14 protein-coding genes are annotated in these 13,437 nt (G+C 64.8%); 6 read left to right on the forward strand and 8 right to left on the reverse strand.

What is annotated here, in order from left to right; translation table 11 throughout:
- Positions 1 to 155 precede the first annotated feature (155 nt).
- The 7 genes from SO140_RS28165 to SO140_RS28195 all read right to left on the reverse strand — a co-directional run bounded on the left by SO140_RS28165 (position 156) and on the right by SO140_RS28195 (position 8,664).
- Entirely contained in the window at positions 156 to 1,700 is a 1,545-nt protein-coding gene (locus SO140_RS28165; RefSeq protein WP_474798352.1) for a L,D-transpeptidase, read from the reverse strand.
- A 324-nt stretch (positions 1,701 to 2,024) separates the two neighbouring features.
- Positions 2,025 to 2,684, reverse strand: coding sequence for a single stranded DNA-binding domain-containing protein (locus SO140_RS28170; RefSeq protein WP_474798350.1), 660 nt, complete (start codon positions 2,682 to 2,684; stop codon positions 2,025 to 2,027).
- Between the two features lie 119 nt (positions 2,685 to 2,803).
- Positions 2,804 to 3,430 (reverse strand): hypothetical protein, encoded by a 627-nt coding sequence (locus SO140_RS28175; protein WP_449377891.1) that lies wholly within the window; start codon positions 3,428 to 3,430, stop codon positions 2,804 to 2,806.
- 56 nt (positions 3,431 to 3,486) lie between these two features.
- Positions 3,487 to 4,320 carry a shikimate dehydrogenase gene (locus SO140_RS28180; RefSeq protein ID WP_449377890.1) on the reverse strand — a complete coding sequence of 278 codons (834 nt, stop codon included), beginning with the start codon at positions 4,318 to 4,320 and terminating at the stop codon, positions 3,487 to 3,489.
- 213 nt (positions 4,321 to 4,533) lie between these two features.
- Positions 4,534 to 6,582: an elongation factor G gene (locus SO140_RS28185; protein ID WP_449377889.1), complete on the reverse strand. Its 2,049-nt coding sequence runs from the start codon at positions 6,580 to 6,582 to the stop codon at positions 4,534 to 4,536.
- A gap of 241 nt (positions 6,583 to 6,823) precedes the next feature.
- Complete coding sequence (locus tag SO140_RS28190; protein WP_449377888.1) at positions 6,824 to 7,303, reverse strand: DUF992 domain-containing protein; 480 nt, start codon at positions 7,301 to 7,303, stop codon at positions 6,824 to 6,826.
- A gap of 158 nt (positions 7,304 to 7,461) precedes the next feature.
- Positions 7,462 to 8,664, reverse strand: a complete 1,203-nt coding sequence (locus SO140_RS28195) for a pyridoxal phosphate-dependent aminotransferase (protein WP_449377887.1) — start codon at positions 8,662 to 8,664, stop codon at positions 7,462 to 7,464.
- A gap of 518 nt (positions 8,665 to 9,182) precedes the next feature.
- On the opposite strand from SO140_RS28195, the gene SO140_RS28200 reads away from it, so the two are divergent.
- From SO140_RS28200 to SO140_RS28225, 6 genes are all read left to right on the forward strand, one after another.
- A complete protein-coding gene (locus SO140_RS28200) occupies positions 9,183 to 9,833 on the forward strand; it encodes a glutathione S-transferase family protein (RefSeq protein ID WP_449377886.1) in 651 nt (216 codons plus the stop codon).
- Between the two features lie 145 nt (positions 9,834 to 9,978).
- A complete protein-coding gene (locus SO140_RS28205; RefSeq protein ID WP_449377885.1) occupies positions 9,979 to 10,155 on the forward strand; it encodes a hypothetical protein in 177 nt (58 codons plus the stop codon).
- Positions 10,156 to 10,231: 76 nt separating this feature from the next.
- Positions 10,232 to 10,378: a hypothetical protein gene (locus SO140_RS28210; protein WP_449377884.1), complete on the forward strand. Its 147-nt coding sequence runs from the start codon at positions 10,232 to 10,234 to the stop codon at positions 10,376 to 10,378.
- A 178-nt stretch (positions 10,379 to 10,556) separates the two neighbouring features.
- The gene (locus tag SO140_RS28215) at positions 10,557 to 11,369 is read left to right on the forward strand and encodes a PAS-domain containing protein (protein ID WP_449377883.1); all 813 of its coding nucleotides are present in this window, start codon (positions 10,557 to 10,559) and stop codon (positions 11,367 to 11,369) included.
- Positions 11,370 to 11,525: 156 nt separating this feature from the next.
- A complete protein-coding gene (locus SO140_RS28220) occupies positions 11,526 to 11,981 on the forward strand; it encodes a GNAT family N-acetyltransferase (RefSeq protein ID WP_474798346.1) in 456 nt (151 codons plus the stop codon).
- A gap of 254 nt (positions 11,982 to 12,235) precedes the next feature.
- Positions 12,236 to 13,177: an aldo/keto reductase gene (locus SO140_RS28225; protein WP_474798344.1), complete on the forward strand. Its 942-nt coding sequence runs from the start codon at positions 12,236 to 12,238 to the stop codon at positions 13,175 to 13,177.
- A gap of 16 nt (positions 13,178 to 13,193) precedes the next feature.
- Here SO140_RS28225 and SO140_RS28230 read toward each other — a convergent pair.
- A partial coding sequence (locus SO140_RS28230; RefSeq protein ID WP_498543466.1) for an antibiotic biosynthesis monooxygenase family protein occupies positions 13,194 to 13,437 on the reverse strand: 244 nt, incomplete at its 5' end.

Below are 13,437 nucleotides of genomic sequence, written 5' to 3' on the forward strand. Positions count from 1 at the left end.
ACAAGCACTCTTTTCCTCATCCTGAGGAGCGCGGAACGCGCGTCTCGAAGGATGGCCGCGGGTAAGATCTCGGCCTTCATGGTTCGAGACGCGCTCCGCGCTCCTCACCATGAGGGTCTTGCGAAGGACGACCCGCGCGCGACGTAGCGCGCGTCTTACCACCAGCCCTGTTGCGGCTGCCAGTATTGGCCGCCGCCGCGCCGGCGCGGATTGACGGGTTGCAGGTTCGGGTCACGCGGCTGGAAGAAGAAACCGAAGCCGCCGTTGTTGTCCCAACCGTCGTCGCTCGCAACGGCCATGGGGGCCGTCGGCTTGCGCGTAATAAACCCGCCCTGGGGCTGGTTGTTCAGCACCGCGACGAACTCGGTGCGATAGTTGGTCTCGCTGCTCAGAGGCTCGTCAGAGATGATGATCGAGGACCGCGGCACAGCGGTCGGCGCGATACGGTCAAGCACATCCTGCGGAATGGTGATGCGGTCGAGCGCGTCCTTGGCGTCGTCGCCGCTGTCGATCGTGACCACACTCCAGCGCAGGCCCGAATCGCTCTTCGCCATCGCCGTGAAAATGTGAGTGCCGAGCGGCCTGTCGGGATTGCGGATCGCAACGGGAACCTCGATGCTCGTATCAAAGACCTCGCCGCCGCCGTCCGGCGCCGGCTTATGCGTATTGCGCCGCACGTAGAGCTTCTGCGTCGATCGGCTGATGTAGACCGAGACCGGTTCGAGCGCGAGTTTCGCCTCGGTCGCCGCCTTGACGGCGTCGGCCTTCCTGGTCGCCGCCGCCTTGGCGGCGTCTTTGGCGGCAGCGGCGGCGTCGCGCTTCGGCTGCGCGTTCGCTTTGGCGCTGTCGAGCTGCGTCGCCGCGTCGGCAGCCTTGGTGGCAGCTTTTTGCTTCAGCTCCTCGGCCCGGGCCCTCGCCTGATCGGTCTTTGCGGCGGCGAGGACCTTGTCGGCGTATGCGAGCTCGGCATCAGCGCTCTTCTTGAGCCGTTCCCGATTGCGCAGCAATGCCGGGAGCGATGCGGCCTCGCGTGCCGTCGTCGTGGCGACTTTCTTCGTCTCGTCGGCGGCCCCGGTGGCCTCCTCCGCCTCGCGGGAAAGCGTATCAGCCCGCGCCGGGGCCGCGGCAATGGCCTCCTTCTTAGGCACGAACAGCGTCGGATGAGAGAAATCGACTGGTGCGGCGTCGTTCGGCGAGATGATCACCCGCATCCCGATGTTCGTCTTGTCGAACAGATTCTCCGCAAAGCCATAGGGCATCCGCACGCAGCCGTGTGAGGCCGCATAGCCGGGCAGCGGCCCGCCATGCAGCGCGATGCCGTTCCAGGTGATGCGCTGCATGTTCGGCATCCAGGCATCGTCATACATGGTCGAGTGGTGATCCTTGTCCTTCTCGATGACGGCGAAGACACCCGCCGGCGTCTCGCGTCCCGTGGTGCCGGTCGACACCGGTGCGCGCAGGATCCAGCCGTCGGCGTCGTAGAAGGTGACTTGCTGGCTCTTGATCGACACGATCGCCATGATCGGCTCGCCCGCCGCGCGCGGCGCAACCGCTTCGGCTGCGGGGCGCGCCTGCTTCGCCGCTGCGGCGTCGGTGGCCAGCGCCGTCAGCACGGCCATCGCCGCGATCGTCACAAGGCCGGCAGGCCGCCAACGCCGCATCGCCCGAGTGGATTGCGCCGTCGTCAATCGATTTGCCATGCCGTACCCCGGTTGAATAGTCGCATGCGCTCAGCATCGACTTAAGGTCAGATTGCGATCTTTGGATTAAATAACCATCGCCATCGCAATTGGCTCCCGAGGATTATCGGCAGGTTCGATGGCAAATCTCTGATATACGACGGCCCGCGCGGGAGGAAGGGTGGCTTTCGACCAAAATGGACCGGGCTCAACAGGCTACCGGCGCACCCGCAGCCTGCTGGGGTCGACCGGTCGACCGGGCTCGGATCGGTCTAACGCTTTGATGGCTCCCTGAAACCCAGGTCCGGACGACGAGCCGTGTCGCCCCGGAAGTGACGCCGGCCGTCACATCGGGGGCGTCACTCCGTCGCGGCCGACATTGACGCGATTGGCTTCGAGCGAGCCGTCCTCCTTCTTGGCCGCGCCGAAGATGATGAGCTTGGCGCCCGGCTTCACCTCGGACTTGTCGCTGGCGACGAAGGTGACGATCGGCGTGTCCGGCGGCACCACGATCTTCTTCTCGCCGTCCTTGTATTTGAGCAGGATATTCTGGCCGTCGGTGCCCTTGACCGTCTCGGCCACGGTCGCATTCGTCATGGTCGAGTTGGCGCGTGCATCCCACGGTCTAAAACCTTCGGCCGCGCCGCGCTGGTTCTCCGGGAAGATGTGCACGGCAATCGCCCGCTGCGACCCGTCGGGCTCGGGCATGCCGGTGACGCCGATATAAGAGCCCTCCTTGATCTCCGACAGCGCGGTCTTCACGACCGCGAACACGGCGACGTTGTCGGTCATGCGCACCTTCACGTCACTGCCTTCGCGGGTCTTGATGCCGAGCATGTTGCCATCGACGGCCTCGATGGTCCCGCGGATACGCACCGTCGGCGCCTGCTGCGCCGATGCGATCGAAGTCAGAATGGCAGACGACAGAATGGTAGAAGACAGAATGGCAATGGTAGCGAGCGAGGCCACGCGCCTGCATGGCCTCCGGGTGATCAGTTCCTGCATGGCCTGTCTCTCCAGGGCGGTTGCGCCGGTCAATCATCGCAACCCCGGACCTGGATGCCTATTCCGCTTTCCTGCGCTTTGTTCCGATCACAAAAACCGACCCGCGCACGGGGAGCGCCTCACATCGGCGGCGTCAGGCCGTCGCGGCCGACGCTGACCCGGCTGGCCTCGAACGATCCGTCCGGCAGCTGCTTGACGAAGGCGATGATCTTGGCGCCAGCCTTGAGGTCCGATTTCTCGCCGGGCACGTAGGTGACCACAGGCGTATCGGCGGAGACGAACACCTTCTTCTCGCCGTCCTTGTACTTGACCAGCAGTGTGTGGCCGTCATTGCCGACCACGCTTTCGGCCACCGTCGCATTGGTCATGCTGGAGTTCGGCTTCAGGTCCCAGGGGCGCGAGCCCTCGCCGGTGCCGCGCATGCTTTCCGGAAAGACATGGACCTCGACGGCGTTCTGGCCACCATCCTGTCCCGGCACCGTGGTCGCTCCGATGAAGGAGCCGACCTTGATATCGGAAAGGGCGATCCTGGTGATCCCCGCGACCCGCAGGTCGGATGCGACACGAAGCTTGACGTCCTCGCCGCTGCGCGACTTGACGGCAAGCACGTCGCCGTCGACTTTTTCGATCGTTCCACGCACCCGCGTCGGCACCGGCGCCTGCTGCGCGACGGCATAGAGCGTGGACAGGCCCACCATCGCGACAGCGACGAGCGGACGTGTGAAAGTTGCACGTTGAACAGGCATGAAAAGTCTCCGATTGTCCCACTAGGACAGGACCCCGGCGGCCGCGTCCTATTCTCTCAAGATTTTGTGAGATCGGCTTCGACCAGCGCGCGCAGCTCCGCCGTCACCTGCGGCCGCTTGCCGAACCACAGCTCGAAGCCGCGCACCGCCTGGTGCAAGAGCATGCCGAGCCCGTCGGCGGTCTTCAGCCCGCGCGCCTGCGCGGTTGCAAGCAGTGGCGTGATCAGCGGAACATAAACGAGGTCGGCAACGACCGCCTGTTGCGGCAGGCGCGCGATCTCGAGTTCGAGCGCCGGCTGGCCGCGCATGCCGAGGGAGGTCGTGTTGACGAGCAGCCTTGCCCGCGGCAGCACGTCACCGATCGCGTCCCAGGCCAGGGGCTGCACGCGCGAACCGAACGCCGTCGCAAGCGCCTCGGCCCGCGCAATGGTGCGGTTGGCCAGATGGACGCGGCTGACGCCACGTTCGAGCAGGCCGAACACGACCGCGCGCGATGAGCCGCCGGCACCCAGCACCAGCGCCTCCTCGGCCGCATCCCAACCCGGTGCGCTGGCGTCGAGATTGTTGATGAAGCCTTCGACGTCCGTGTTGGTCGAATGCAGCTCGCTTCCCGCGAGCCACAGCGTGTTGGCAGCACCGACCGCCTTGGCGCGCGCATCCGGTATCGAGAGCGCGAGCACGTCTTCCTTGTGCGGGATCGTAACGTTGGCACCGACGAAACCGTGCAACGACAGCCGGAGCACGAAGTCGCGCAAGTCGTCCGGCGGCACCGCCTCGATCACATAGCCGCCCTCGATGCCGAGCGTACGCAGCCAGTAGCGGTGGATCAGCGGTGAGCGCGAATGCGCCGCCGGCCATCCGATCAGACAGGCTACGGGCGTCTTAGACACGGTTTTCCTCGATGGCGCAGGTTCGCAACGATCCCTCCCGGGAATTTCTCGGCGATCCATTTCGCGTCCGGCCCGCGCTGTCAAGCACGCGAGCGTCGCCCGCGGGCGGCCAGCGGCAAACCTGCGCCCAGCAAGGGTCACTAACTCCAATAATTTACAAAGAGGAACGCTGACGGCCGGCCCGGGGGCCGGCCGTCAAACGCAATGCCACCGTCACGCCGCGTCGCGATGCGCGGCGATGATCTGATCGGCGGCGCGCCCCGTCACCTCGGCCATGTGATCGAACTGGCGGGTGAAGCTGCCGGAGCCGGCGGTCGCCGAACGCAACTCGACGATCAGCTCGCCGATCTCGGCCTCCGGCATCATGGCACGCACGCAGTCCCAGCCGCTCCAGCCGTCGCGGGTGTCGAAGCCGAGGATCTGGCCGCGGCGCGCCGACAGGATCGCGTTGATCTTGGCGGTGGCATCCGTCGGACAGACGATCTCGACGACATGGATCGGCTCCAGGAGCACCGGCTGGCATTGCGGCAGGCCTTCGTTGAGCCCGACCCGCGCCGCCGTGCGAAACGCGAGATCGGAGGAGTCGACGCTGTGAAAGGAGCCATCGGTCAGCGTCACCGCGACGTCGGTGACGGGGAAGCCGAGCGGGCCGCGCGTCAAGCCGTCGACGACGCCTTCCTCCACCGCCGGGATGTAGTTGCGAGGCACCGCACCGCCGACCACCTTCTCGGCGAACTTGAACCCTTCTCCACGCGCGAGCGGCTTGATGTCGAGCACGACGTCGCCGAACTGGCCGTGGCCACCGGACTGCTTCTTGTGCCGGCCGCGCTGGACGATCGGCTTGCGGATTGTCTCCTGGTACCCGATCGCCGGCGGATGAGACTTGACGTTGACGCCGAAACGGTCACGCAGCCGCTCGCTGGCGACGCGCAAGTGCATCTCGCCCTGCCCCCACAGCACGGTGTCATGGGTTTGGGCGTTCTGCACGACCATCAGCGAGGGATCTTCCTCGTGCAGCCGCGCAAGCGCCTGGCCAAGCTTGACGTCATCCTTGCGGTCGGTAGCCGCGACCGAGATCGCAAGCACAGGCGGCGTCGGCTCGACCGCGATCAGCTGAGACGGTTGGGTCTTGCCGGTCGAGACCGTGTCGCCGGTCTTGATCGCATCAAGCTTGCCAAGAGCGATCGTGTCGCCGACCTCCGCCGACGGGCGCTTGGTATCATAGGCGCCGTTGACGGCGAGAATGCCGGAGATGCGTCCCGCGCCACCCGAGGCGGATTGCAGCGTGGCGCCGTCGTCGAGATGGCCGGCAAGCAACCGCGTCAGCGACAGCTTTCCGCCATGCTGCGAATGCAGTGTCTTGAAGACATAGCCGAGCGCATCCTTGGTATCGGGCGCGCCAAGCCGCTTGGCGGTCTCGGCAATGCCGGGCGCCTCATGGCGCAGCGCCTTCATCAGGCGCAGCACGCCGTTCTCGCGCGCCGCCGCGCCCAGCAGCACCGGACAGATCAGGCCTTCGCGGAGTTCGCGCGAGAGATCGTCGAACACGGCATCACGCGGCGGCTGGATGTCTTCGAGCAGTTGCTCCATCAGTGCATCGTCGTGATCAGCGAGCTTCTCCAGCATCGAGAAGCGGGCTTCCTTCTCGCGGTCGAGATTGCCGCCTTCGAGCGCGATGACCTCGGAGGCCTTGTGCTCGCGATAGACGAAGGCGCGCTCGAGCGCGAGATCGACGAAGCCCTCGATCAGCTCGCCACTCCAGATCGGAATCTGGCGCAGCACCAGCGGCACGCGGGAGGCCGGTTGCAACGTCTCGAGCGTCTCGCGAATGCGCTTATTGGCGCGATCGATCTTGTTGAGGAACAAAAAGCGCGGGATCTTCATCTCCTCCAGCTCGCGCAGGATGATCTGAAGCTGCGGCAGCTTCTTCTCGTCCGCCTCGCACACAACGACCGCTGCGTCGACCGCGGGCAGCGCCGCGCGCATGTCGTGAGCGAACTCAACGGAACCCGGACAATCGAGGAAGGTGTAGCTGTCGCCCATGAAACTCGTGGTGGCAGCCGTCAGGCCCACGGTCATCTTGTGATGGCGGGCCTCTGCCGTGGCGTCGCCCACCGAAGTACCGGCATCGACGCTACCGGCACGCGGGATTGCGCCCGTTCGTGCCAAAATCGCTTCGAGAAGAGTGGTTTTACCGCTTTGGAAAGGGCCCACCAGTGCAATGCACCGTGGACCTCGGGGACTTCTGACGTCTTGTCCCATTCGCCGCCTCCTTCATGTGGAGCTCGGCCCGTGATTGGGTCGGCAAAGGTCGATGCTCTGCCGGTCCCTCCATTTTGGCAAGCGCGAAACGTCGCTGCGGTGCGTCGTCCGTTAGATCAAGTCTCAGCGATTGATGAGATCAGGTCCGGCACGGCGCCTCGGAACGTCGCACCTCTCCCAAGCAGGGAGAGGTGTACGGAGCTCCTCGGCTGGCGTGGACTCAACTACAATTGACCGCGAGTTAGCGACCCGGGCGGAGTTCCAGGCTTTCGAGGCCCGCGGCGACGTTGAGTCCGACCTGGCCCTGCACGCTGAGCGGCTGGAGCGCGATCGAATTATTGGAGCCGCCGACCAGCACGTTGCCCCCTAAGCCGACGCCGACCGACGCACTGCCTTGCGCGCCGGCATAGTTGCCCGAGAGGTCGCCAGGCCCGAGACGGTCGACGGGCGCGAACACGCCCCACGCCAGCGCCGTCTCCTGGGTGATGCCGAGATCGAGACCGACTTTGCGAATGGTCGCGACGTAGCGATCCTCCGGCAAGCCCTCGGCCCGCAGCACGCAGCCAAGGTTGGTCACTGATCCAACCACGAAGCCGATGCTGGCGCCGCCGCGGCATTCGAGCACGCCGACCTGCACCATCCGCTGCTGCGCGCTCGCACCCGCGACGGACGCAACGAGGCCAGACGCGGCAAGCCCGGCGAGGAGGAGTGAACGGCGCATGGAAAGTCTCCGGCTGTGATGTGATGCGAGCAGAGAGTGCGCCGCACACGCGGCGCGCGATGCTCTATGCCACAATAATCTTGGTGGTTCCAGATCGCCTGCGGTTCAAAAAAAAGGCCCGCCTGAAAGCGGGCCTTTTGTTTCATTCATTCGGCGGCTCAACGCAGGTTGCCGCAGAAGCGCTGGATGCGTTTGCAGGCGTCTTCGAGATCGGAGGTCTTGGTCGCGTATGAGATGCGGAAGGCCGGACCGAGGCCGAAGGCCGAGCCCTGCACGACCGCGACGCCTTCGCTCTCGAGGAGCTCAGTGACGAACACCTCGTCGTTTCCGATCACCTTGCCCGACGGCGCGGTCTTGCCGATCGTGCCCGCGCAGGACGGATAGACGTAGAACGCACCCTCGGGGCGCGGGCACTCGATGCCGTTCGCCTGGTTGAGCATGGAGACGACGAGATCGCGGCGCTCCTTGAACACCTTGTTGTTCGCGGGGATGAAATCCTGCGGACCGTTCAACGCTTCCACCGAGGCCCACTGCGCGATCGAGCAGGGATTCGAGGTCGATTGCGACTGGATGGTCGACATCGCCTTGATGAGCTGCGCCGGACCCCCGGCATAGCCGATGCGCCAGCCGGTCATGCAATAGGCCTTGGACACGCCGTTCACGGTGAGCGTGCGGTCGTAGAGGCTCGGCTCGACCTGCGCGACGGTGGTGAACTGGAAGTCGTCATAGACGAGGTGCTCGTACATGTCGTCGGTCATCACCCAGACATGGGGATGCCTGACCAGCACTTCGGTGAGCGCCTTCAGCTCGGCCTTGGTGTAGGCCGCGCCGGTCGGGTTCGACGGCGAGCAGAGGATGACCCATTTGGTCTTCGGCGTGATCGCGCGCTCGAGCGCTTCGGCATGGAGCTTGAAGCCGGTCGCGGCGGTGCAGACCACCGGCACGGGCTCGCCGCCAGCGAGCGCGACCATCTCAGGATAGCTGACCCAATAGGGCGCCGGGATGATCACCTCGTCACCCGGATTGATGGTCGCCATCAGCGCGTTGTAGAGCACCTGCTTGCCACCAGTGCCGACGATCACCTGGTTCGGCTTGTAGCTGAGGCCGTTCTCGCGCTGAAACTTTGCGATGATCGCTTCCTTCAGCTCGGGGATGCCGTCGACCGCGGTGTACTTGGTCTTGCCGGCTTCGATGGCACGGATCGCGGCCAACTTGATGTTGGCGGGCGTGTCGAAGTCGGGCTCGCCCGCGCCGAGGCCGATGACGTTGCGGCCCGCCGCTTTCAGCGCGCGTGCTTTATCCGTGACCGCGATGGTCGCGGACGGCTTCACACGGTCGAGCGCAGCGGCAAGGAAGGACATCATCATCTCCTGGCAAGCGTCGTGAGCCCTTGGGTGTCACGACTCTGATTGTGGGAATGATGCACCCTAGGACGGGTGCCGCTGCACCGCAAGAAACTTCGGCCCGGTCAGGGCAAAAGTTTACGGATCGGCACCAACGAGGCCCGGATTTGCGCAATATTCCTAAACTTTGCCGCCGAAATGGCTCATATCCGGCAAGCATTGTCCTCCGAGCAATTTCGTTCCTTATCGAAGCTGCGAGCCGCCATTTCTGACGCGGGCATGCAACCTAACGATGCAAACTGATCGCGCGGATGATACCGCAACCATTCCAGGCGCGAGATGAGCACAACCTGACGCAAGCGTGATGCGAATTGTTCTGTCGTGTTGAAATGATTTTTTGCAGCGTTGCAGTGCAGTAGCGATTTCAAGTTTTTCTAGCGCGCGGCCCTTGCGGCGGATTCGCAACGGCATCATTGTTTAGCCGCGTTGCAGGGCAACAAGCGGCGCCTTCCCGTCACCGGATCAGAACCTCTCGAATGTACAAGCTCTATTCGATGCAACGCTCCGGCAACAGCTACAAGGTCCGCCTTGCGCTGGCGCTGTTGAACGTACCCTACCAGGCAATCGAGATCGACATTCTGCGCGGCGAGAGCCGCACGCCGGATTTTCTTGCGAAGAATCCTTCCGGACAAGTGCCGTTGCTCGAGGTCGGCGACGACCGCTACCTCGCTGAGTCCAATGCCATCCTCTGGTACGTGGCCGGCGGCACGCCGCTCGCGCCCGAGCAACGCATCGACCGCGCCGAGGCATTGCAATGGATGTTCTTCGAGCAGCACGCGCTCGAGCCCAATATCGGTGCCGCCTATTTCTGGTTATCTCTGGTCAAGGGCGGCCGCGATCTCCAGACCCACGCGCTGGAGGACTGGATGGAGCGTGGCTATGGCGCGCTCCAGGTGATGGAAAACCACCTCAAGACCGCCGAGTATTTTGCCGCGCGCCAGCTCACCGTCGCCGACATCGCACTCTACGGCTACACCCATCTTGCCGACCGCTGCGACTTCGACCTCTCGACCTTCCCGGCGGTCCGGGCTTGGCTGAAGCGGGTCGAGCAGGCGCCCGGCTTCGTGTCGATGGACTGGCGGCCGGCCGATATCGACGATCCAGCGAGCATCGCCGCAAGCGCCTGAGCGGGTCCAGGATACCGGGCACAACGTTAACCTTTGCCGCGATTTCGCCATGTTCGGCGCGACCGCCGCCCCAATATTGCCTGTTGAAATTGTGACATTGGTTTGCGTCGCGAGTGATTCGCTCGCACGCTGAAGGATTTAGACCATGACTCGGACGTCCGGCGTGGTGGGCTTTCAGGGCCGACCTGCCCCCGTCGTCTCTTCCCGGCTGACAGGTGCCGTCGCGGCTTCGCTCGCGATCGCGGCGCTGTCGCTGTGCCTGATCGTCGCCCTGACGGTACTGACGACCCGGGCGACCATGGCGATGGGGCTTGCCGGCTGACCCGCGGCTCATCCTCGACTACCACGGGGCGCCGTCATCGCGAACGCGCCCTCACCGGCATCGCAGCAGGCCATCGATGAAGTCACCGGTGATCATCGTTGCAGCGACCCTCACCGCGGCCATCCTGGTCGCGGCATCGCTGTTGATTTTCGCCGGCACGCGCAAGAGCACGGGCACATCGACGCTGAACCTCCCGGCCGTGCACAGCCATGTGACGGCGTAAGGGACACACGCTGATGTTGAGCATTCGCTCGAACGCACGGCGACTTGGCTTAAAATCTGCGGAAAGCTCTGCGCGCCGGCGCAGTCACGCCTTAAGCATCTCACGCGAAACCGCACCGCGACGGCGCAACGATCGGCCACTCTCCGCGCGTTAGCTCGTCAGGGAGCAAGATAGGGCCATGGGCCTCGGATGGCGTGCGATATCCGGTCCGACGCTGACGGCAGCGACCACGCTGCTGGCGTTGCTGCTCGATCGCTATCTTCCCATCCCCTCACCCGCACCGCTGTTCGTCTGCATCGTCGCCTTTGCCGGCTCGCTGTCCGGCTTCGCCTCCGCAATGGCCAGTGCAGCCGTCGCGGTGATCGGCACGGCGCTGTTCTTCCTCTACAACAAGACCGTTCCCGGCTACGCCGCGACCGACCTCGTCCGGCTCGGCCTGCTGGCGATCACAGCGGCCGCCACCGCAGGGATTACCGGGCTGATGCGCGAGCGCCTGCTCGACGCCTTTGCGCTGGAGCGCCGGCATTACGCCACGGCAGAGCGCCTGTCGGCGGCGCTCGATCAGGTCGACATCGGCATTGTTTTGCTCGATGCAGAAACCCGCGCCGAGTTCATCAACCGCGCCTTCCGCGACTACTTCTCGCTGCCCGACGAAAAGGCAGAGAGCCGGCCGCCTTTCATCGCGCTGATGTATCACGGCCGCGACACTGGCGCCTTCGAGCTGCCCGAGGATGAGTTGAGCGCCTTCATCGCCGTGCGGATGGAGATGGTCAGGATGGGCGACGCCACGCCGATCAACATCAAGCTCAGCAATGGCGAGGTGCTGCGCTTCGTCTGCGCCGCGCTGCCCGACGGCGGACGCATGCTGAGCTACACGCCGGTGACCGACCTCGTCCGCCACGGCGATGCGCCCTCGCGCGCCGATTACTATCGCTCGCTGCGCGATCCCACCGGCCGCAACCTGATCCGCTATTTGCGCGTCGCCGAATAGCGCAAGAGCATGATCCGGAAAAGTGTGAAGCGGTTTTCCGAAGAGATCATGCTCCAAACAACCTAAAGCGTTATTGATCGGCGCGGCGATCATCCCGTTAGAACGACGGATCGATTGGCTAGCGCCTTGCTCCCCCCTTGATCGTGGAATTTCGCCATGTCGCTCACCATTCGCGCCGTCACCCGGCAGGACTACGATCAATGGCTGCCGCTGTGGGACGGTTACAACGCGTTCTACGGCCGCTCTGGTGCGACCGCGCTCGCGGCCGAGATCACGCGCATGACGTGGCAGCGCTTCTTCGATGCATATGAGCCGGTGCATGCGCTAGTCGCCGACAAAGACGGCCAACTGCTCGGCCTGACGCACTATCTGTTTCACCGCTCGACGACTGCGGTCGAGCCGTCCTGCTATCTGCAGGACCTGTTGGCGGCGGAGGCCGCGCGCGGCCAGGGCGTCGCCTCGGCGCTGATCTACGCGGTGTATGAGCGGGCGAAGGCCGCGGGCTCGCCCCGCGTCTACTGGCAGACGCACGAGACCAACCTCACCGCGCAGCGCCTGTATGATAAGGTCGCGGAGCGCTCCGGCTTCATCGTCTACCGCAGGATCTTCTGAGCCGCGGCCTGCAACCTGTGGATAAGCGCGGCTGTCACCTGCACGTAACATTGCAGGGCTAGGCTTCCGCTTGCGCCTGATCAGGCCCCCCGTCACCGATCAAGCGCCCAAGCGGTCCCCGTCAGTCGCCGCGTCTGACCGGGGCCGCATTTTTTTGTGCGCATGGCAGCACCGCGGCCGTCGCCTTGCTGGCCGAGCGCGTGGTCGTCAGAATGGCCCCTTGCCCGCACGCTCCTCTGACAGGACCTCCTCCCATGGAAATCCGTAATCTCGGCGCCTCCGGCCTGCGCGTCTCCGCCGTCGGCATCGGCTGCAATAATTTCGGCCAGCGCACTGATCTGGAGACCTCGCGCAAGGTGATCCACCGCGCGCTCGATCTCGGCATCACGCTGTTCGACACCGCCGACATCTACGCCGGCATGGGCGGTTCGGAGACCGTCTTGGGCACCGTGCTCGGCGACCGCCGCAAGGACATCGTGCTCGCGACCAAATTCTCCAAGCCGATGGCAAGCGACGGCACCAAGCAGGGTGCCTCGCGCCGCTACATCATGCGCGCGGTCGAGGCGAGCCTGAAGCGGCTGAAGACCGATTACATCGACCTCTATCAGCAGCACGATTACGATCCGCTGACGCCGCTGGAGGAGACGCTGCGCGCGCTCGACGATCTCGTGCGCCAAGGCAAGGTGCGCTACATCGGCAATTCGAACTTCCCCGCCTGGCGCATCGCCGAAGCCGAATTCACCGCGCGGGCGATGAACGTCAGCCGCTTCATCTCCTGCCAGGACGAATACAGCCTCGTGGTCCGCGACATCGAGAACGACCTGTTGCCCGCCGCGCAGGAGTACAAGCTCGGGCTATTGCCGTTCTTCCCGCTGGCGAGCGGTCTTCTGACCGGAAAATACCAGCGCGGTGCGGCCGCTCCCGCCGACACGCGCTTTGCCAAGGCGCCGGCGCTGCGCGAGCGCTATCTCACGCCGCGTAACGAGGATATCGTCGAGAAACTCCAGGCCTTCGCCAAGGCGCGTGGCCACACCATGGTCGAGCTCGCCTTCTCCTGGCTCGCCGCGCGTCCGCAGGTGGCGAGCGTGATCGCAGGCGCCACCCGCGTCGAACAAGTCGAGGAGAACGTCAAGGCAATCGCCTGGAAGCTCGGCGCGGACGAACTCGCGGAGATCGACGGGATCACCAAGAGCTGACGCTCGCAGCGCGGCGCTACTTCCCGCCGCGCCCCACGGTCTGCATCACCTCAAAGCCTTCGAACTGAGGATGGCCGAGATAAAGCGGCTTGTTGTCGCCGGCTTTGTGATGCGCGGCGCGAAACGCCTCCGACTTGGTCCAGGCCTCGAATGCCGCATAGTTGGCCCACACGGTATGCGAGGCATAGAGCGTGTGGTCCTCGGCTTCCGGCCCTCTCAGCAGATGAAACTCGATGAAGCCCGGCACCCTGTCCAGATGC

This window comes from Bradyrhizobium sp. UFLA05-108 (assembly GCF_059803455.1).

Bases quoted from the DNA above. Each gene is read 5' to 3' on its own strand.
- SO140_RS28225 (WP_474798344.1), top strand. From the start codon at position 12,236: ATGGAAATCCGTAATCTCGGCGCCTCCGGCCTGCGCGTCTCCGCCGTC.
- SO140_RS28195 (WP_449377887.1), bottom strand. From the start codon at position 8,664: ATGTCCTTCCTTGCCGCTGCGCTCGACCGTGTGAAGCCGTCCGCGACC.
- SO140_RS28170 (WP_474798350.1), bottom strand. From the start codon at position 2,684: ATGCAGGAACTGATCACCCGGAGGCCATGCAGGCGCGTGGCCTCGCTC.
- SO140_RS28200 (WP_449377886.1), top strand. From the start codon at position 9,183: ATGTACAAGCTCTATTCGATGCAACGCTCCGGCAACAGCTACAAGGTC.
- SO140_RS28210 (WP_449377884.1), top strand. From the start codon at position 10,232: ATGAAGTCACCGGTGATCATCGTTGCAGCGACCCTCACCGCGGCCATC.
- SO140_RS28185 (WP_449377889.1), bottom strand. From the start codon at position 6,582: ATGGGACAAGACGTCAGAAGTCCCCGAGGTCCACGGTGCATTGCACTG.
- SO140_RS28205 (WP_449377885.1), top strand. From the start codon at position 9,979: ATGACTCGGACGTCCGGCGTGGTGGGCTTTCAGGGCCGACCTGCCCCC.
- SO140_RS28220 (WP_474798346.1), top strand. From the start codon at position 11,526: ATGTCGCTCACCATTCGCGCCGTCACCCGGCAGGACTACGATCAATGG.
- SO140_RS28165 (WP_474798352.1), bottom strand. From the start codon at position 1,700: ATGGCAAATCGATTGACGACGGCGCAATCCACTCGGGCGATGCGGCGT.
- SO140_RS28175 (WP_449377891.1), bottom strand. From the start codon at position 3,430: ATGCCTGTTCAACGTGCAACTTTCACACGTCCGCTCGTCGCTGTCGCG.
- SO140_RS28215 (WP_449377883.1), top strand. From the start codon at position 10,557: ATGGGCCTCGGATGGCGTGCGATATCCGGTCCGACGCTGACGGCAGCG.
- SO140_RS28190 (WP_449377888.1), bottom strand. From the start codon at position 7,303: ATGCGCCGTTCACTCCTCCTCGCCGGGCTTGCCGCGTCTGGCCTCGTT.